We start from the raw sequence: 21,217 nt of genomic DNA, 5'->3' as shown, positions 1-21,217 counted from the left end.
ATTTTAAAAAACAAGCAAAGTTGTTGATATTTTGTATTTAAAGCGTTATTATTGTTACGCAAATGTTAAGTTTCTACCGGCTTACAAATTATAGGATATTTTGAGAAACAAAAATGCCAATATTGTTGAATTATGGAACCGGGTATGCAACCACGACGATGTAAAAGCATTTGAAAAACTATTTTACGCACTAAACAAGCCTCTCATTAAATTCTGTGTGTTGTATGTACGCCAAAACGAGGTGGCCGAAGATATCGTTTCAGAATTATTTGTGAAATGCTGGCAAAACCGCCAAAAGCTTTGCGGCATAAACAACCCGGCTACCTACCTGTATATAGCGGTAAAAAACCAATCGCTCAACTACATTAAAAAATATTCTAATATCCACATGGTGCAGATAGAGGATACGGATGAATTTGCACTGGTGAATACTTACAATCCTCAAAAAGAACTTGAAAAGAAAGAACTTGTTTTTAAACTGGATAAGGCTATCAGCGCCTTACCCCAACAATGCCGGATCATCTTCAGGTTGATTAAAGAGGACGGCATGAAATATAAAGAAGTTGGCGAGGTACTGGATATTTCTCCACGCACTGTACAAACGCAACTTTTCAGGGCTTTAAAAAAGCTGAGCGCGGTTTTAGACCCTGATCAAAAACGGGCGCGCCATTCGGTTTCAAACGCCCCTGTTTTGTTTATGCTGGCTGCTCTGTTTGCCTGCTTATTTTTCTTTTAGTTTAACCGCCATTGCCTACCGCGATGCCAATTTTTGAGGCTCTCAGCCCGTTATTATCTGTTTATTCAATTTTTTTCGCGCGTCAACTCCCTCGGCGTGAACTGCTATTTGCTTTTTTTAGTTAACAAATTCATTATCATTATTATAGTGTATTACTCACACTCATAATGTTTCAACAATAAAATTAAAATATTTACAAATCGTGTAGGCAATGTTAAGTTTTTAATTGTCCATACCCGTGAAGCCCGCGTAGTGAATGCACCAATAGCACTTTACGCAGTTTACAGGGCTATAACCGGTATTGAACAAATGAAAATTAAACAATTTGCCTATGTAAAATAAGTACTTACCCACCCCATAAAGCATAGTTACCTGGTGGAACTACCGCTTAAGAAAACTAAAACTGTTTAAACAAGATACCCGGCGTACGGGGTCTTGAAATTAACCCCTCTTTAACTAATTAAATATGGAATTTTTTAAACATCCAATGGGTGTAAGAAATAGGTATCGGATGTCAGAAGCGCTTCCGATATGTAAAGTTGCCCTGGCATTTTTGATAATTGCAAGTACGCAACTATTGGCCGTAGCGGCTCCTGTAAACGCTGCTCCTACTAATTTCAATAAAAGCAAGTTTGTGCCTGTTACCGGTACCGTTACCGACGAAAATGGCGAAGCGCTGATAGGCGTTAGTGTTGCCATAAAAAGCACAGGCACCGGTACACAAACCGATGCAAGCGGTAAATTCACACTGGATGCTGCGGTAAATTCTACATTAGTATTCAGCTACGTAGGTTTTAAAACACAGGAAGTTGTTTTTACCGGCAGCCCGCTTAGGGTAAAAATGGTATCTAACACCAAACTGCAAGAAGTTGTAGTAACGGCTTTAGGTATCAGCAAAGAACAGAAAAAATTAGGCTACTCTGTATCAACCGTAAATGGCGATGCTTTAAATAAAGCGAAAGAATCAAACGTTGCTTTATCATTACAAGGCCGCGTTGCTGGTTTAAGCGTTGGTGCATCAAACGGTGGCCCCGGCTCATCTGCAAGGGTGTTGTTACGTGGTTTAACGAGCTTTACCGCAGGTAGCCCGCTATATGTTATTAATGGTGTACCAATGGATAACACACAACGCGGCGCATCCGGCGAGTGGGGTGGTGCAGATTATGGCGATGGTATTGGTAACATCAACCCTGACGATATAGAGTCGATGACGGTACTTAAAGGCCAGTCGGCTTCGGCGCTTTACGGCTCAAGAGCGGTAAATGGTGTAATTTTAATTACTACCAAATCCGGTAAAAAAAACAGCCCGTTCGGTGTTGAGTTCAATACCAACGTACAGTTTGATAAACCGGTAGATAACACCGATTACCAACAAGTTTACGGCCAGGGGATACAAGGTGTTAAACCTACTACGCTTGATGCAGCACGCAACTCGGGTAGCCTTGCATGGGGTTCTAAAATGGATGGATCTGACGTTATGCAAATCGACGGACAAAACCATAAATACTCTCCGGTAAGCAATTACATTGATTTTTACCGTACAGCACCAAGCTTTACAAACACAGTATCATTTACCGGTGGTAACGAAACAGGTGCTTTCCGTTTGTCGGCTTCAGACCTGCGCGCCAACTCAATGGTACCAAACAGCTACCTCGACAGGAAAACTTTTAACTTTAACGGCAGCCAGCAGGTAAACAAAAAATTAAATATTAACGTAGTAGCTAACTATGTTATCGAAAATTCTAAAAACAGATCTGGCTTAAGTGATGGCCCCGGTAACCCTAACAACGTACAGTTTTTAGCTCCTAACCAAGACCAGGCAACTTTGGCGCCGGGTACAACTGCTGATGGTAAAGAATTAACCTTTACTGATGACAGCTATGTAACCAACCCATACTTCGCGGCTAACTACTTTATATCAAACGTTATCAGAACCCGTTTGATCTCGGCATTATCTGCCAAATACGATCTAACTAACTGGATCTATTTACAAGGACGTTTAGGTTATGATGACAGTAATGATAAAAGGGTAAATATTGAGCCAACTGGTACAGGCTACCGTAATGATAATGGTACCATGAACCTAAGCAATACTCATATTAACGAGTTTAACGCGGATGTATTGGTTAACGCTAAACACACACTTGTTCCAAACTTTTTAAATTTAGATCTGTCCGTAGGTGGTAACATCCGCAAAAGCTCTTTAGAGGGATCATTTATCAACGGCCAAAACGGTTTCATCATCCCTTATTTCTACAGTTTAAAAAACTTTAAAACTCGTGATTCGGGACCAACGGTTGACGGCGCAAGCAAAAAACAAGTTAACTCGGCTTACTACTCTGCAGATTTTTCTTTCAAAGATTTCTTAGTATTAAGCACAACCGGCCGTTACGATTACTATAGCACCATATTAAAGTCTGTTGGCCCGGGTATTTTCTCGCCATCAGTTTCCGGTAGTTTCATCTTCTCTGAATTATATAAGATAGATGGCCTGGATTTAGGTAAAGTAAGGTTGTCATTCGCACAAACCAGCAACGATGCCGCTGCTTTTTCTAACGCGGTTTATTACGATCTTAACAACTCTATTAACGGTATCCCTGCAGCTGGTTTCAGCAGCCAGTTACCAAACTTATTCTTAAAACCATTTACGCTGAAAGAAATTGAAGCAGGTTTAGAGATGAAATTCTGGGGCGACAGATTAGGTTTTGACGTTACTGTCTTCTCTCGTAAAACAACAAACGAGATCATCAACGGTAACTTAGATTGGTCTGCCGGTTACACAAACCGTTACATTGGTACAGGTTCTACCCAAAACCGTGGTGTGGAAATAGAGATCCATGGTACTCCTGTTAGAAAATCGGGCTTCAGTTGGACTCCCTCGTTCAACTTCACCTATGTTAAAAACAAAATTCTACAAACAGACGGTATAACCAATAATAACATTGGCTTTGGCACTTATCGCCCGGCAGCAAGTTCTGGTACTGCCAGCACAGCTCTTATAGTAGGCTTAGCCGGACCACAAATTTTGGCTACCGATTACAAGCGCGATGCGGCTGGTAACATTGTTTTTGATGCTGATGGTCTTCCGCAGCGTGGCGATTTAAAAGCAATGGGTTCAACCATTCCTAAAATCTACGGTGGTTTTAACAACGCATTTACCTACAAACAATTCAATTTAGGTTTCCTGATTGATTACCGCTTTGGCAACAAAGTGCTTTCGGCTACAGAAAACTACAGCATTTTCAGAGGGTTCAATAAACTTACACTGGTAGGCCGCGAATCAGGCGTAGTTGGCAACGGCGTTACCGAATCTGGTGCACCTAATACCAAAAGCGTATCTGCACAAACTTACTACCAGGCGTTATCACGTAACGTTGGTGCAGTATCTGTGTTAGATGGCAGCTTTATTAAGTTACGCCAGGTAACTTTAGGCTATACCTTTAACGCTACTTTCTTAAGAGGTACGCCATTTAGCAGTATAGGTGTATCGGCAGTTGCCCGTAACCTTTGGACAATTATGAAACATACCGATAATCTTGATCCGGAGTCTGGTTTTTCAGCCGACCCAAGATATGCCGGTATAGAAGGTACCAGTTTGCCTTTCGCCAGAACTTATGGTTTAAACGTAAACTTCAAATTCAAAAACTAAGACAGATGAAAAAACGATATATTTTTAGCTTCCTGGTAGCAGGCGCTACGTTAATGGCAAGCTGTACAAAAAATTTCGAGGAGATAAATACACAGCCGGATAAAACAAACGGCGAACTTATTAACCCGAACTATTTGATGTCGCAAGCGCAAATGACCTTTTCGCAAACCGGCTATGATCAGTTATTATTCCAAAGCATGTGGACGCAGTCTTTGGCTTCAACGTTCAGCTATTACAGCAATGGTGACAAGTATGTATTTGGCGGCGGCGGTACGGGTTATTTCAACCGTACCTGGAACAGAGGATACAGCGCGCTTACGCTGGTTGACGAAATGAAGGCTTTAGTTAAAGATAAGCCCGAGTTAGCTAATCTTGATGCCTGCGGTACCATTTTACGTGCTATGTTTATTCAACGCATAACAGATTTACACGGAGACGTACCTTATTCACAGGAAGGACAAGCAAAAAATGGGATATTTGAGCCGGCATTTGATTCTCAACAGGACATTTACACTGCAATACTTACCCAGCTTGACCAGGCTACAAAAGCCCTTGACGCGGCTAAAGCTACTCCTACTGCCGACCTTTTTTACGGTGGTAACATTGCACAATGGAAACGTTTAGGTTATTCTTTAATGTTAAAGGCAGCTATGCGTTTAACAAAGGTTGATGCTACTACAGCCAAAACCTGGGCAGAAAAGGCATACGCTGGCGGTACCATGGCAAGCATTGCTGATAACGTGAAAGTTATGACAGATGCCAACGGTAATACCAGCAGTAACTCTGATGCATTATTGGTTACCGATGACTTTAGAGAAGTACGCTGGGGCAAAAAGCTGATCGATTACATGAAATCGAGCAACGATCCCCGTATTTCTGCTATAGCGGAAATCACGGCCACCAATGGCCGCAGAGCCAATGAAGACCGTACTTTAGCAGGTATTAACACAGCAAGCCTGCAGGCAGGTATGCCAAATGGTTACACCACCGGTACTATTTCTACCGCGGCTGGTTACCCGGGCGAAACGCCTGCTGCTGATGCAACAGATGCACCTGCGCCATTGGGTAAATACTCTCGCCCACGCTTGCTGGTTTACGCAGACAGGGTAAGTGCAAACTTTATTTACACTTACGGTGAGTCTGAACTGTTGTTGGCAGAAGCTGCATCAAGAGGCTGGGCTACCGGTGTTGCTGCAACCCATTATGCCAATGCACTTACTGCAGATATGGCTACACTTGCACAATACAATCCATCGGCAGCCGGTGCTGTAAACGCAGGTGATATTGCAACATACGTTTTAGCACATCCGTTAGTAGCAGCAACTGCTTTGGAGCAAATTAACATGGAATATTATGTAGCTACTTCAACTACATTTGATTTTAACGAAACATTTGCTAACTGGAGAAGATCTGGTTACCCGGTATTAACCCCAATTACTTTCCAGGGCCAGTTTATCACCGGCCAGGTTCCACGCAGGATGCCTTACCCTACTACACTTATACAAACCAACGGCACAAACTATGCCGCTGCTGTTACACACCAGGGTGCAGATAATTTTGCTACCCGTGTATGGTGGGATAAATAATAACCATTTGTTATAAAAAACAAGGCTGCAATTGCAGCCTTGTTTTTTGTTTAAAGTAAAAATACGCGCGCCTTCAATAGCAATCTCTATTTTTATATTTCCAGTAATTAATAATCCCCTCATTAAATGCATTACTGTTTCTTCGGTATTATCAAAAAGGGTCTCCTTTTAACACTTACCACGCTCGCAATACCATGCATTGTTCTACATGCTCAAGCACAGCAAACGCTATTTAATTTATTACCCGCCGCGCAAACCGGCATTACCTTCCGTAACGATCTTAAAGAGGACGAGCGCCTTAACGTACTATCCTACGAATACTTATACAACGGCGGCGGTGTTGCCGTTGGCGATATCAATAACGATGGCCTGCAGGATCTGCTGTTTACCAGCAATATGGGGCAAAACAAGCTATACCTTAATTTAGGCGGTTTAAAATTTAAAGACATTACCAGCGAAGCCGCATCTGGCCTTAGCGGCAGGGCCGGTGCCTGGAAAACCGGCGCAACCATGGCCGATGTAAACGGCGATGGCTTACTGGATATTTATATCTGCTACTCGGGCTTAGGTCAAAACGATATACGGCGCAACCAGCTATTCATCAACAAAGGCAAAAATAAATTTGTAGAAAAAGCCAAAGAATACGGCCTTGATGACCCCGGCTACAGCACGCAAGCTGCTTTTTTCGATTACAATAATGACGGCAAGATGGATATGTTCCTACTGAACCATAATGTTAAAAAGATAAACAACATTGAACTGGCACAAGCCAAAAACCAAACCGACGAGCTGGCAAGCAATAAACTGTTTGAAAACCAGGGTGGCCATTTTGTTGATGTTTCTAAAAAAGCGGGCATTATACAAAACCCTTTAACCTTTGGCCTGGGCATTGCCCTTGCCGATATTAACAAAGATGGGCTTACCGATATTTATGTAACAAACGATTATAACGAACCCGATTATATATACATCAACAAAGGCGATGGTACTTTTAGCGAGCAATCGCAAAAAATGCTGAGGCACCTCTCGCAATTTTCGATGGGGGTTGATATTGCCGATATCAATAACGACGGCCTACCTGATATCATAACACTTGACATGCTTCCGCCTGATAACCGGAGGCAAAAACTGCTGCAACTGCAGGAAAATTATGAAACCTTTGAGCTGATGCTTAACCAGGGCCTGTACAAACAGTATATGCGCAATATGCTACAATTGAATAACGGCGATGGTACTTTTAGCGAAATAGGCCAACTGGCCGGCCTGTCAAATACCGACTGGAGCTGGTGCCCGCTCATAGCAGATTTTGATAACGACGGTTACAAAGATATATTCATCTCCAATGGCTACCTGCGCGATTATACCAACAAGGATTTCCTGCGTTACTGGGGCGATTATAAAATGAAAAAAGCGATGGACAGGGAGCCTGCCCTGCTGATGGACCTTGTGCAGGCCATGCCATCAACCACCCTATCCAATTACATATTTAAAAACAACCACAACCTTAACTTTACCGATAAAAAACAGGATTGGGGAATCAATAACCCGGGAATTTCCAGCGGATCGGCCTATGCAGATCTGGATAACGATGGCGACCTGGATATTATCACCAACAATATCAACAATGTTGCTTCCATTTTTAAAAACACCAGTCGCGATGCCGCTGCAACAAATTATATTGCTATAAACCTGGTTACCGCGAACGGCAAGGTAATTGCCACTGGTGCAAAAGTATATGTTTATACCGGCAAGGCGGTGCAATACCAAGAGCTAAACCCTAATCGCGGCTACCTCTCCTGTGTATCAACTGTATTAAACTTTGGCTTAGGCGATGTGCAAACTGTCGATTCGGTAAAAGTGACATGGCCGGGTAATAATACACAAGTGCTTACGAACGTGAAAGCAAATCAAAGGCTTAATTTGGTTTATAGTGATGCGGGTAAAAGAGCTAATATTTCGACTTCAGTGCCGCAAAAACGGTCTTTCAGCAAAGTAAAAGCGCCAATAGACTATACCAACACCGCTAACACCATCAACGATTTTAAGCGCCAGCCGCTGATGCTGTTTATGGCATCTAAAATCGGGCCTGTAATAGCCAAAGCCGATGTAAATAAAGACGGACTGGAAGACATTTTTATTGGCGACGGAACGGCAGGTAAGCTATACCTGCAAACTAAAACCGGGACATGGGCGGTTAAAGAAATTGCCGACCTGAATGCCGAGAACACCTCTGCCGCTGCTTTTTTTGATGCCAATGGCGATGGCTTCCCCGACTTATACATAGCCAAAGGCGGCTATGCACTGCTGGAACCGGGCTCAACCGAGCTACAGGATAAACTCTATTTAAACGATGGCAAGGGTAATTTCACTTTCAGCAGTGTGGCTTTACCTGTATTAAACGCCAGCAGTAAATCTTGCGTACGCCCATGCGATTATAATAACGACGGTAAAATAGATCTGTTCGTTGGTGGCCGTATTGTACCGGGCCAGTACCCTATTACGCCACGCAGCTATTTACTTAATAATAATGGCGATGGTACTTTTACCACCATCCCCGCTCCTTTTAGTAAGGCAGGCATGGTAACAGACGCCCAATGGGCCGACCTTAATGGCGATGGCCGCCAGGACCTGGTGATCTGTGGCGAAATGATGCCCATTTTGGTTTACATCAATACCAAAACAGGCTTTGAAGATAAAACCGCCGACTACTTTGCCAAGCCCGAAAGCGGTTTTTGGAACAGTATCAGCCTGACGGATGTGGATGGTGATAGTAAATTGGATATCATCGCGGGCAACCTTGGTACAAACACACAGATCCAAACCAGCGAAACGCAGCCAGCCGAAATGTACTTTGCCGATTTTGACAATAATGGCTCGATAGACCCATTCCTTAACTTTTATGTACAAGGTGTAAGCTACCCCTTTGTAAGTCGGGAGGAACTGAACGACCAGATCTTCCCTATGCGACGTAAGTTCAGGTCCTACAAGGATTACTGCGATGCAACCATGAAAGAACTATTTACACACGAAGAATTGGCAAAGGCTACCAAATTAATAGCGGCCAATGTTGAAACTACTTTGTTTTTAAACCAGAACAAGAAGTTCATGAAAAGCGAAATACCTATTGAGGCTCAATTTTCCAGCGTATCACAAATATTAACAGGCGATTTTAACCACGATGGCAAAACCGATCTGCTGCTGTTCGGCAACCATACCGATAACCGCCTTAAATTGGGCAGCTTTGATGCCAACTACGGATGCCTGCTCATCGGTGACGGCAAGGGTAGCTTTGTTTATCAAACCCAGGTTGCATCGGGGCTAAGTACCGATGGCGATGTGAAATCGGCTTCAGAAATAAAAATAAGTGGTATCAAGTATTTAATGCTCGGCGTATCTAACCAGCCCTTACAATTTTACCAGGAAAACTAATGATCAAAAAACTGCTCTTTTTTGCCGCCACTATATTACTATGTCGCTCTGCCGTTGCACAACCAGCAAAAGCCCCGACACCTGCATACCTTGCATTAGACAAGGCCATTAATTCTATATCGGCGGTGATGATTCACGATGTGGTTAACCCGCCTGCCGCCGCCCGCTACTACAATTACTTTATGCTGGGTGCCTACAACCTGGTGGCTTTGAATAACAAAGACATCGTACCGCTTAGTAACTTTATCAAAAGCTACAAGTTGGATAATTCCATCAGCATAGCGCCCGGAAAATATGACTACCGCATAGCCGCCGTATATTGCATTTTAGAAACAGGTAAACAGATGCTTCCCTCAGGTTTTATGCTACAGGACGATGAGGACAAATACATCGATCTGCTGAAAAAAAACAACATCAGCGACGAGGTTATCAAATCGTCGGTTGCTGCAGCCGTTGAAATGACCGCCAAGGTGCTTGGTTTTACCCGCAGCGATGACTATAACCGCTTAAGCGGCAAACTGCGGTACACTCCGCTAAAAGGGAGCAAGAATTGGTACCCTACCCCACCCATGTATATGGAAGCCGTGGAACCAAACTGGAAAACCGTGCGGCCAATGATGATCGATTCGTCGCGGCAATTTATACCGGCAAGGCCAACCGCTTTTAGTACCGATAGCACCAGCGAATTTTACAAACAAGCGTACGAAGTGTACAAAATATCGCAACACCCATCTACCGAGCAGGTTAATATAGCTTCCTTTTGGGATTGCAACCCTTTTGCAGTGACTACATCGGGGCACATGATGATTGGCTTTAAAAAAATAAGCCCCGGCGGCCATTGGATGAATATCGTGGGCATCGTAACAAAAAAAGCCAACCTCAGCTTCGATGCTTCGGTACAAGTATTGGCGCTTGAGGGCATTACCCTGATGGATGCCTTCATCAGCTGCTGGGACGAAAAATACCGCAGCAACGGCATCCGCCCCGAAACTTATATCAACCGTTACATCGATAATAAATGGACGCCATTTTTACAAACCCCGCCATTCCCCGAATACCCAAGCGGGCACGCCGTGCTTTCCAACGCCTCGGCAACTGTATTATCATACCTTTTAGGCGATCATTTTGAATATACCGATGATTCTGAGATCCCTTATGGTGTAGGGCCGCGCAACTTTAAATCATTTATCCAGGCCGCCGAAGAGGCTTCAGTTTCGCGGTTTTATGGCGGTATTCATTTTAGGGACGCTATAGAAAATGGCAATAAACAGGGCCGTGATGTTGGGGAAGATATTGTTAAAAAACTAAAGGCCGCCAAGGTGCTCCAGTTGAAGTAACTATCATGTAATCAACCTGCCTGATATTGGATAGCGCCTACGGCGCATAAAATATGTCAATCATTTTCTACAAAGCGGCTGCGCCTACGGCGCAAGCCCGAAGCTTACTTAGTTGCCAACGGCAATAAATTTCTCTGCCATGTTCCAGCCGCTGATGCTTACCATTGGCGCAGGCGCATTTTTAACAGGTGTGTAATCTATCACCACCTTTTTTACCTCGCCCGGCAAAACAGATACGTAATTATCGCTGTAGAACGCAGGCAATAAACGCTCTTTTGTACCGGCATCCACTACCGACAAACGGTTAAAAAATGCCAACGGTACCTTATTGCCGTTGGTTAAGGTCACTTCTATTTTCCCGGTTTTTAACGCCTTTGCACTTACCGCAAGTTGGGCGTTATCCATTTTTTGCAAGCCGGAGTATTCACCTGTTTCGTTGGGCACCCAATAAATATTTTGGCTTAACGGCGTTTTATCTTCGGCTAAAAGCTCCAGCACTACAAACGCGCCATCATCCTTAGCAGCAGCATCGATATTTTTTTTGATAGACAAATAACGCTTGGTAGAGGCAGCCGTTACGTCTACAAAAACCTGTGTGATCAGGGTTTCCTTACCCGCTATATCGTACATTTTCGCAACCAGCATCATATTGGTTTTTGGACGGAAAGTGTTATTGGCCACCATCACCATGCCGTCGGTAGGGTTGTACATTACGTGCAACGGGGCGCTGCCGTTGTGCAGGCCGTAAAGGCAGGCGTTAGGGTCCAGATAGTAATCATACATCTGCCCGCGCATCGCGGTCCATGGGTTTTGAGTTTTCCAGATGATGGTGCCGGTATACCAATCCCACATGTGCGAGCTAAAACCCTCCATTAATGCGCGGTACTGGTCGTAATTTACCAGTTGTGCCTTATTGGCAAAATCTTCTGCATCCTTTGGCTTACCGTATTTATCAATAAAACCATCGTAGCCTATATACTTGTGGTATTCCCAAACCGGATCCGTTTTGGTTTTACCAGTAGCGGCATCATAAACAGGTGCCGCCAAATTTCCCTTCGGGATAAATCTTTTCAGGGATGTGTAATCACTCACCCCAACAGAACCAACCTCGGAGTTGAAAGGAAATGCGCGCTCGTTCCAAAACACCGAGAGCGGCTGTATGCCATAAGGGCCATCACCGTTACCGCCGTTCACATTGCGCGACATGTTCTCTGAGTTGGAATACTCAATAAACCAGCGGGTGCTATCCAGCGCGGGCATAATGGTATCCCGCAGCGCTTTCAGGATATCCTCAGGTGGGGTGATCTCATTACCACCGCACCACATAGCTAGCGATGGGTAATTGCGGATCATTTTCACCTGGTCTTTTATGGATGCAAGGTAAAGGTCGTGGTCGTCCGGGTATTTCCTGCGTGTCCATTGGTCTTCCCGTTTCATCGGATCCAACCATCGGCCATTGCAATCTCCCGATCCCCACATATCCTGAAAAACCAGCATCCCGTATTTATCGCAGGCCTCGTAAAACTCTGGCCGTTCTATCAGCGCACCCCCCCAAACCCTGATCAGGTTCAGGTTCATATCCCGGTGAAAGCGCACTTCAGCATCGTAACGGGCATCTGTAAAGCGCAGCATCTCGTCGGATATGATCCAGTTGCCCCCTTTTATAAATATCCTTTGGCCATTAATGTTTACCTGGCGGCTTTCGGTACGTGCGTTCCACTCCGTAGTGAGCTGCCTTACCCCCACCAAAATCTCCTGCTGATCGGACACCTTCGCATCTGCAGCAACAAATTGCAGCTTCAAATCATATAAATTTTGAGGGCCATAACCATTAGGCCACCAAAGCTTGGGATTAGCCAAAGTGTAGTCATCCAATTTAACTTCCTGGGTAGAATTTGGCTTAAGGGTAACTTTCTTAAATACCTTCTTGCCATCTAACAGGTATTGCAACGTGCCGCTAACACGCAACGCGGTTGCATTTTCCAGCTCCGTGCTTACTTTTATAATGGCAGGTTGCTGTGCTCCTTCAGGTTTACGGATGCCGGGCACCAGTGTAATTACATGCGGGTCTTTTATTTTTACCGAGCCGGTAGTTTGTATAGTTACCTTGTCCCAGATCCCGGTATTACGGTCGCGAACGGGCTGGATCCAATCCCAGCCGGCGGTGTATTGGATACCTACATTTTTGGCGATAGTACCGTCGCCACCCTGCCCGCCGTTGGCATTACCTACCGCATCGGGCGGGTAAACGATCACCGCCAGCCTGTTACTGCCATTGGCAGCAAGCCATTTGGTAATATTGAAAGAGCGGCGCATAAACATGCCTTTATTAAGCTGCGCGTTTAGCTTATTTCCGTTCAAAAACACATCAAAACTATAATTCACCCCCCTAAAATTAAGGTAAATCTGGCTGCCCTTTGCCGGTATGGCCTGTTTGAAATCTTTTGCAAACCAATAGGTATAATAATCACGGCCAGTTTTGTAGATATCGGGGATCTGCTCATTATTCATCCCGTAAAATGGGTCGGGCATTTGCTTATTGGCTACCATGCTGGTTAATACCGTTCCGGGTACAGTGGCCGGCATCCAGGCCGCGGTGCTGTATGAGGTATTTGAAATGGCCGTCCCTTGTTCTTTTATTTGAGCGATAGGGGCACACTTCCATCCGGAATTTAATTCATAGCTATTTTGCGCTTTGGACGTAACTGTCATTAAAACCAGGTTTAACAACAATATTGAAATAAGCGCGACTTTGTTAAGAGTAAAAAGTTTGATCATTTTTATGAAGTATAATACGTGGACCGGAAAGCGACCGGCGTTTAGCAAGGCGTTTGCCCGGGTGAGTTAACGATACCGCTTGTTACAAAAAATACCGTTGTACCGTAATGACAATGATTGCCCGATTATTGCCTACAGGCAAATTGAAATACTTTTTTAACATTTTCAGGTACCATTTTAAATAAAGTTCAACTTTTAGCTAAAAATCAGCGTCTTATAACTAAATTGGCACTGTAAATGCCCGTTTTAACATGTTTTAACTAAAAAAATATGTTAAGGCCGGCCGATTAAACCTAAGTGTAATAAATTTAAAAACAGGAGCAAAATATTGTGGTGGATAAACCCATGATTTTGGTTACGTACATTTTTTAAAAAAATTTGTAAGTAATTTCAATCAAATGTTGTCCTAAGTAAAAGTGCGGGTTATTATAAAGATGGGCAACGATAAATTTATTGAACTGGTTTCAAAACACCTTACAAATGATATTACTCCGGCGGAAAGCGCCGAGCTTAAACACCTCATTACTAATTTCCCCGCCTACAAACAACAATTTGACGACCTGGGCATGTACTGGGACCATACGGACAATGAGTACACCGACGACGCAATTGCCTTTCAGAAAATACAGGATAAAATAAAAAGACTGGATGATAAAGCAGAAAGCGAACCCAACGACAGCAAAATCCTACTTCCGTTAACACCCAAGCGTAAAAATAAAAATACATTTCGCCTTTGGCCTGTTGCGGCGGCGGCGATAGTTTTAGTAGCAGCAGGCTCTTATCTTTTAAATGCTTTTGTTTTTTCGGCACATACAGGCGCAATATCTACCGCAGGCTGGCAGCAAAAAACAACATCAAGGGGTGCAAAATCAATCATCACTTTATCAGATGGTACCCGTATCACGCTTAATTCGCAAAGTACCATTAAATACCCGGCAAGCTTTAGCGGGAATACAAGGGAGGTTACGTTAACCGGGGAGGCTTATTTTGATGTTAAAAAAGACAAGGAACACCCCTTTATCATCCATACCGATAAAATGAATGTAAGGGTATTGGGCACCACATTTAACGTTAGATCGTACCCACAAGATACCGTTAGTGAAACTACACTCATCAACGGAGCCATTGAAGTCACTTTAAACGACAGGCCATCCGACCGGATCATCCTAAAACCAAAGGAGAAACTCATAGTAAAGAATAACGGTTCTGGTGATGCGAAAAAACCAACTAATGCGGGTAATGGAGGCAACACGCAGGTTGCGCAGTATGTGCTCACTTCATTAAACTACATCGGTGGGAAAGATAGTTCCGTATCAGAAACCTCCTGGATAAATAACCGCTTCTCGTTTGAGAACGACAGCTTTGCTGTACTTGCCGAAAAGATGGAAAGGTGGTATGGCGTAGATATCCAGTTTAAAAACGACAAGGTTAAACAGTACAATTTTAGCGGTGTTTTTGAAAACGACACCATAATACAGGCCTTAAACGCACTGCGCGATATCGAAAAATTCGATTACAAGATCTCGGGATCGACAATTTATATCTATTGATCCGTTATAAGTTTCTACGGAGACGTCCTCAACACGCCCGCGTAAATTTCTAAACAGCGCGATTATAAAATTGGAATCGTAGCCCATCGCTTATGTTTTCACGTATCAGTATGGTAAACCACAATACACCCAAACCGGCAAATTTTACTTTTATTAAAATGAAATTATCTAAATCCTTTTTACTTGTAGTTACAGCGATCCTATTGATGGCCAATACAACACATGCACAGCAGGCACCCGCCTATTTAAACCCCAAGCTGAAAGTTGAGGAACGTGTAAAAGATCTTTTAGGTAGGCTAACCCTTACAGAAAAAGCTATGCTGTTAGGCTACCGCAATCAGCCGGTGGAGCGGCTTAACATACCGGCCTATAACTGGTGGAACGAGGGACTGCATGGTGTGGCAAGAGCCGGCGAGTCAACCGTTTTTCCGCAGGCCATAGCCATGGCGGCAACCTTTAACCCGCAACTGGTAAAACAAATAGGGGTTGTAATTTCAACCGAGGCGCGGGCCAAATACAACCTCGCTGTTGCCAATAACAACCACGGGCAATACGTGGGGCTAACGTACTGGTCGCCAAATATCAATATCTTCCGCGATCCGCGCTGGGGCCGTGGCCAGGAAACCTATGGCGAAGACCCATTTTTAACCAGCCAGATAGGGTTAGCTTATGTAAATGGTATGCAAGGCAGCATCCCCGCGCAATTTAAAATAGCGGCAACCGCAAAACATTTTGTGGCACACAGTGGCCCCGAAAACACCCGCGACTATTTCAATTCAATAGTAAGCGAGCAGGATCTTCGGAACACTTACCTGTATGCTTTTCATAAATTGGTTAACGGCGGCGTATCCAGCGTAATGACGGCTTATAACAGTGTTAACGGCGTCCCCAACTCGGTAAACAATGCTTTATTGCAAAATATCCTGCGGAAAGAATGGGGCTTTAAAGGCTATATAGTTACCGACTGCGGCGCGCTCGATGATGTTTACCTTACCCATAAATACCTCAAAACCCGTACAGAAGCAGCCGCTGCTGGCATCAAAGCGGGGCTCAATTTAGATTGCTCGGGCGTATTACAATCTGATGTGGAAGAGGCCGTAAAACAAAAAATGATCAGCACTAAAGATGTTGACCTGGCTTTAACGCCGGTGCTATTAACACAAATAAAATTGGGTTTTTATAATGACCCAAAACTTTCGCCCTACTATACTTTTAGCGCGGACAGCATTCACAACCAAGCTCATATCAACCTTGCACGTGCAGCCGCGCAGCAAAGCATGGTTTTGCTGGAGAACAAGAACAACGTGCTGCCCTTAAAAAAGGAGGCCTACAAAAGCATCATGGTTTTAGGGCCTAACGCGGCATCGCTTGATGCGCTGGTGGGCAGCTACCACGGCATCAACGCCAATATGGTGAACTTTGTAGAAGGGATCTCCGCAGCGGTAGATAAGGGTACCCGTGTAGAATATGACCTGGGTGCGGGCCAAACCGACACTACCCATTTTGGCGGTATCTGGGGAGCCGGCAATGCAGACCTGACCATTGCCGTAATTGGGCTTACCCCGCTTGATGAGGGCGAAGCCGGCGATGCATTCCTATCGGCCGCTGGCGGTGATAAAAAAACTTTAAGCTTACCCGCAAGCCATATCGCCTTTATGAAGGCTTTGCGCAAGGGTGTTAAAAAACCTATCATCGCCGTAGTAACCGCGGGCAGCGATGTGGATATTGCAGCTATAGCACCCTATGCCGATGCCGTTATTTTAGCCTGGTATCCCGGCGAACAGGGTGGCAACGCCCTTGCCGACCTTATATATGGTAAAGTAGCGCCATCGGGCAGGTTGCCCTTAACCTTTTACAATTCGGTAAACGACCTGCCAGCATTTAGCGACTATAGCATGAAGGGCCGTACCTACCGTTACTACACCGGTAAAGTACAATACCCTTTTGGCTATGGGCTTAATTACACAACCTTTACTTACGAGGCGAAAAGCAAGGTAAAGGATGTATATAAACTGGCCGATACCATTGAGGTGTTCTGTAGCATCAGCAACAGCGGAAAAGCCAAGGGAATTGAAACCGCGCAGGCCTATATTGTTTACCCGGTGAATGATGATTTACCTGTACAGGAATTAAAAGCATTTGATAAACTCAGTCTTGAACCGGCAGAAAGTAAAACAGCTGTACTGAAGATCCCTGTTTCCGAACTACAAAAGTGGGATGCAGAAAAACATAAATTTAAATTGTTCCCCGGAACTTATACGCTTAAGGTTGGACACGATGCTGCGGATAAATCTATTGTGCAGCAATTCATTATTAAATAACGAAAACTGCAAATAAACACACCGGTTATTTGTATTGCTAAGATTATTGATTTATATTGATTGGCTTTAAGAGGTATAACGCATTATGTCCATTATGGCTGTTTTTTGGAGAAAAAACCGGGGACTCCTCCCCGGTAATCAACCAACTAATTCTCTGATGAAGCAATTTAACCCTCTCATCAAATATTATACGTACAGGAAGTCGCCCTCCGGTATAAGAACAATTTTACAGGCTTAATTGCCTACAACAAATCGAAAAAGAATTAAATTAATTAAAGGCACATCAATATCTATAATAACATTTGGCAAGCAGTTATTACCATAAATATATATTCGATCTCCCCGGCGTAAAATTGCGAAAGCAAGTTATTGAAGACCGTTGATATGAAACTGAAAATCCTTTTCATAGTTGTCATAAACATCCTGGCAATTCTGCCTGCGCTTGCTCAAAATAAAGTCTCGCTAAATTTAAAGAACGCCGATTTTAAGAAAGTTTTAAAATCGATAGAAAAGCAAAGCGACTACCACTTTGTTTACAGCGAGCGTAAAATACCCGTCAACAAAAAAGTAACTATCAACGTTCAAAACGTGGAGGTTACCAATGTTTTGGATGAGGTATTTGCCAACACCGGCTACGCCTATAAAAAATTAGCCAACAATCTCATCGTTATTCTGCTTGCCGGTGAACAGATCAATTCCGGTAAGGCTATTGGGCAGGTGGTAGATGAGAACGATAACCCACTCCCCGGTGCCAGCATCCAGATCAAAAAAACATCATTTATTACTATTACTGATAATAACGGAGACTTCACCATGGTTGCGCCGGATAATTCGGTACTGGTGGTTACCTATGTGGGTTACAACACTATAGAAATCCCTTACGACGAAATGGCGATTCTCACCATCAGGATGTCGCCGAACGACAAGGCCCTTAACGAGGTAGTTGTTACCGCACTCGGTTTAAACAAAGAAGAACGGCGGCTTGGTTACTCCATTACGCAATTAAGCGGCAACGAGGTATCTGAAACCCGCGAAACCACTTTTATCAACGCTCTTGCGGGTAAAGTGGCGGGGCTAACCGTACAATCTCCACCCAACGGGCCGGGTGGGTCGTCCCGGATCATTCTCAGGGGGTACTCTTCGTTCTCGGGTTCAAACCAGCCGCTATACGTGGTAGATGGTGTGCCTATCAACAGCAGCACTAAAGAGAATACCGAGGAGCCTTTAAAGGTTTTCGGCGGCAGCGATCCCGGTGATGGCTTATCCTCCATCAATCCGGACGATATCGAATCGATAAGTATTCTGAAAGGAGCTTCAGCAGCGGCGCTTTATGGTGGGGGGGCGCAAGGCGGCGTTATATTGATCAGCACAAAAAAAGGGTTAAAAAGCCCTGGGGTAGGGATAGCTTTTAACAGCAACACCGTAATGGAAAAAATGATCCCCTACGATGGCTTTCAGTATGAATATGGGCGCGGTAACAACGGGAAGCTTTACACTATGGCCGATAATATTACCAACAGCAGTTACTTAACAGGCCAATCATGGGGCGCTAAATTCGCGGGCCAGCAGGCCCTGGGTGCCGATGGCAAAATTGAATCATACCAGCCCCAAACTATCCGGGAACGTTTTAACAAATTATACCAAAACGGCATCACCACCACCAACAGCCTCGCATTTACAAAAACCACCGATAACAACAGCTTTAGAGTGTCGTTATCGCAAACCAAAAACAATACACCCACGCCAGGCTCGGGGTATGAACGTTATAACGGCGTATTGCGTTTTGTGCAGGATTTTGGCAACAAGATCCATACCGATTTTAAGGTAGACCTATCTAAAACCATGCGCACAAACGCCCCCTTGCTAAGAGGCGATGACAGGGGCTCGTTTTCCAAGTACTTCATCCGATCTGACAATGTAACCGATATTGATTTTTTGAACCAGAAAGATGCCAACGGCAACTACCTGTATGTATACACCAATCCTTATATACAGCTTCAGAAGATCATTAATGATCAGACCCAAAACCGAGTTTTATCCGCAGCCAATATCACATACGACCTATCCAAACATCTCCATTTTAACCTCATCGGCGGGCTGGATTATGTTGGTACCGATGGGCTTTTTGTCAATTTCCCAAACAATAAGAACGGTAGCGGCACCATTACCAACACCACCATTACCCAGCGAAGAAGCGATGTGCGGGCATTGTTGAATTACGACCGTACTTTCGCCGATTTTAGCGTAAGCGCGTTTGCCGGTGCCGAGTTCCAGAATTCCGCCTTTAGTTCGCTAAATATCACAGGAACCGGCCTTACAGACCCTACCTCCACCAATTTAAATAACACAACCATCGGCTTGCCTGTGCAGGTATCTACCCCCAGATTAAAAACCAATGCGATCTTTGGCGCGACGCAGTTAGGTTACAAAAATCTATTGTTTTTAGAGGTAACCGCCCGTAATGATTGGTACTCGGCGCTGTCTTCCACCCGCCCGGGCTTTGTAAACCATATCTTTTATCCATCGGCCAATCTGAGTTATATTTTCTCCGACGCGTTCAGGATAAACCCTAAAGTGCTTTCTTTTGGTAAGCTGCGCTTATCTGTGGGCCAAACCGGGAGCAACCCAAACCCCAACCAAACCGACCTTACGTTTAAGTATACCGAAACGGTAAATAACATACCGGGGCAGCAAATAAGCAACACTTCGCTGCCACCTTCATCCTTAAAACCCGAAACCACTACCGAAACGGAAATAGGTACCGAGCTTAAATTTTTTAAGGACCTGTTTTATTTAGATGTGGCCTGGTACAATAAAAAATCGAAGAACTTTTTGTTGCCGGTAACCTTGCCAACTACCACAGGGTTTAACTCCACTTACCAAAATGCGGGTTCGATGATCAACCGGGGGCTGGAGATCCTGCTGAACGGAACAGCCGTAAAAACGACGAATTTCACCTGGAATATTATCGTTACCTATGCCCATAACAATAATAAAGTTACAGCTTTAAGTGATGCGCTTGGCACCAATGGCGTTGCGTTTTACTACACCATAAAAGCCAAAGCCGGTTATCCGCTGGGTTCAATTTTTGGGACGCCGCTACGCCGGGACGCTAATGGAAATTTGCTTTATAAAGCGGTAAGTACCGACGGGAGCAATGTAAAAACAGCCGTTGTTATTGATAAAGGAGCGCTATCTTACCACGGTGATGGCAACCCTGTAAAAAATGCGGCGGGCGCGTTGGTCGTAGATAACGAAACCTACCTGGGCAGCATCAATCCCGATTGGTCGGGCGGTATTACCAACACTTTCCGGTATAAAAATTTCAGGTTCAGCTTTTTAATAGACGGGCAATTTGGCGGGAAGATTTTTGAAGATGGAGCCAGATGGGCAAACTTTTTTGGAAATTCAAAAGCTACCCTGCTGGGCCGCGATGGCACTTATATACCACAGGGCATGGTAAACACCGGTACGGATGCAGCGCCCGTTTATGTGAAAAACATCCTGCCATACAGCCCTTACCAGCAATACAATGCGTTTGCCTCTCTTGCCTATTATGCTGATGAAATGTCGGTATTCAGCAGTACGTTCATCAAATTAAGGCAGATCTCGCTGGGTTACTCGCTTCCAAAAAAATTACTCAGCGCCACGCCCGCCAAGAGCGCTACATTCTCGTTAATAGCACGTAATTTATTCTTTATCAGGAAAGACCTCCCTATATTCGACCCGGAATCTTCCGACAGTATTGGCAATGGCTATGGCTATGATAGCGGCGGCTTGCCCGGCAGCCGCACCTTTGGTTTTAATTTAAGCGTAAGTTTTTAATATAGA

At 44.3% G+C, this 21,217-nt stretch carries 9 protein-coding genes; 8 read left to right on the top strand and 1 reads right to left on the bottom strand.

Annotation, left to right across the window (positions count from 1 at the left end; genetic code table 11):
* Nucleotides 1–100: 100 nt before the first annotated feature.
* The 5 genes from EPL05_RS20925 (at nt 101) to EPL05_RS20905 (ending at nt 10,737) form a co-directional block, all read left to right on the top strand.
* The gene (locus tag EPL05_RS20925) at nt 101–736 is read left to right on the top strand and encodes an RNA polymerase sigma-70 factor (protein ID WP_243837341.1); all 636 of its coding nucleotides are present in this window, start codon (nt 101–103) and stop codon (nt 734–736) included.
* A 511-nt stretch (nt 737–1,247) separates the two neighbouring features.
* Nucleotides 1,248–4,385, top strand: a complete 3,138-nt coding sequence (locus tag EPL05_RS20920) for a SusC/RagA family TonB-linked outer membrane protein (protein ID WP_128535942.1) — start codon at nt 1,248–1,250, stop codon at nt 4,383–4,385.
* A gap of 5 nt (nt 4,386–4,390) precedes the next feature.
* Nucleotides 4,391–5,971, top strand: coding sequence for a SusD/RagB family nutrient-binding outer membrane lipoprotein (locus EPL05_RS20915; protein WP_128535941.1), 1,581 nt, complete (start codon nt 4,391–4,393; stop codon nt 5,969–5,971).
* Between the two features lie 126 nt (nt 5,972–6,097).
* Nucleotides 6,098–9,400, top strand: a complete 3,303-nt coding sequence (locus EPL05_RS20910) for a VCBS repeat-containing protein (protein WP_128535940.1) — start codon at nt 6,098–6,100, stop codon at nt 9,398–9,400.
* Nucleotides 9,400–10,737 (top strand): vanadium-dependent haloperoxidase, encoded by a 1,338-nt coding sequence (locus EPL05_RS20905; protein WP_128535939.1) that lies wholly within the window; start codon nt 9,400–9,402, stop codon nt 10,735–10,737. The genes EPL05_RS20910 and EPL05_RS20905 overlap by 1 nt, the downstream gene beginning before the upstream one ends.
* Before the next feature lie 108 nt (nt 10,738–10,845).
* On the opposite strand, the gene EPL05_RS20900 is transcribed toward EPL05_RS20905, so the two are convergent.
* Nucleotides 10,846–13,515, bottom strand: coding sequence for a glycoside hydrolase family 2 protein (locus EPL05_RS20900; protein ID WP_128535938.1), 2,670 nt, complete (start codon nt 13,513–13,515; stop codon nt 10,846–10,848).
* 434 nt (nt 13,516–13,949) lie between these two features.
* Between EPL05_RS20900 and EPL05_RS20895 the strand changes: the two genes are divergently transcribed.
* The 3 genes from EPL05_RS20895 (at nt 13,950) to EPL05_RS20885 (ending at nt 21,211) form a co-directional block, all read left to right on the top strand.
* Nucleotides 13,950–15,065: a FecR family protein gene (locus tag EPL05_RS20895; RefSeq protein WP_128535937.1), complete on the top strand. Its 1,116-nt coding sequence runs from the start codon at nt 13,950–13,952 to the stop codon at nt 15,063–15,065.
* A gap of 158 nt (nt 15,066–15,223) precedes the next feature.
* Nucleotides 15,224–17,386 carry a glycoside hydrolase family 3 N-terminal domain-containing protein gene (locus EPL05_RS20890; RefSeq protein WP_128535936.1) on the top strand — a complete coding sequence of 721 codons (2,163 nt, stop codon included), beginning with the start codon at nt 15,224–15,226 and terminating at the stop codon, nt 17,384–17,386.
* A 384-nt stretch (nt 17,387–17,770) separates the two neighbouring features.
* Nucleotides 17,771–21,211, top strand: a complete 3,441-nt coding sequence (locus EPL05_RS20885; protein WP_128535935.1) for a SusC/RagA family TonB-linked outer membrane protein — start codon at nt 17,771–17,773, stop codon at nt 21,209–21,211.
* Nucleotides 21,212–21,217 lie beyond the last annotated feature (6 nt).

Source organism: Mucilaginibacter gilvus, from assembly GCF_004054195.1.
GTDB classification, from domain to species: Bacteria; Bacteroidota; Bacteroidia; order Sphingobacteriales; family Sphingobacteriaceae; genus Mucilaginibacter; species Mucilaginibacter gilvus.
Note: the sequence above shows the minus strand (reverse complement) of the source record. Positions and strands in the feature narration are given on the sequence as shown.

Bases quoted from the DNA above. Each gene is read 5' to 3' on its own strand.
- EPL05_RS20900 (WP_128535938.1), bottom strand. From the start codon at position 13,515: ATGATCAAACTTTTTACTCTTAACAAAGTCGCGCTTATTTCAATATTG.
- EPL05_RS20895 (WP_128535937.1), top strand. From the start codon at position 13,950: ATGGGCAACGATAAATTTATTGAACTGGTTTCAAAACACCTTACAAAT.
- EPL05_RS20885 (WP_128535935.1), top strand. From the start codon at position 17,771: ATGAAACTGAAAATCCTTTTCATAGTTGTCATAAACATCCTGGCAATT.
- EPL05_RS20920 (WP_128535942.1), top strand. From the start codon at position 1,248: ATGTCAGAAGCGCTTCCGATATGTAAAGTTGCCCTGGCATTTTTGATA.
- EPL05_RS20890 (WP_128535936.1), top strand. From the start codon at position 15,224: ATGAAATTATCTAAATCCTTTTTACTTGTAGTTACAGCGATCCTATTG.
- EPL05_RS20915 (WP_128535941.1), top strand. From the start codon at position 4,391: ATGAAAAAACGATATATTTTTAGCTTCCTGGTAGCAGGCGCTACGTTA.
- EPL05_RS20910 (WP_128535940.1), top strand. From the start codon at position 6,098: ATGCATTACTGTTTCTTCGGTATTATCAAAAAGGGTCTCCTTTTAACA.
- EPL05_RS20905 (WP_128535939.1), top strand. From the start codon at position 9,400: ATGATCAAAAAACTGCTCTTTTTTGCCGCCACTATATTACTATGTCGC.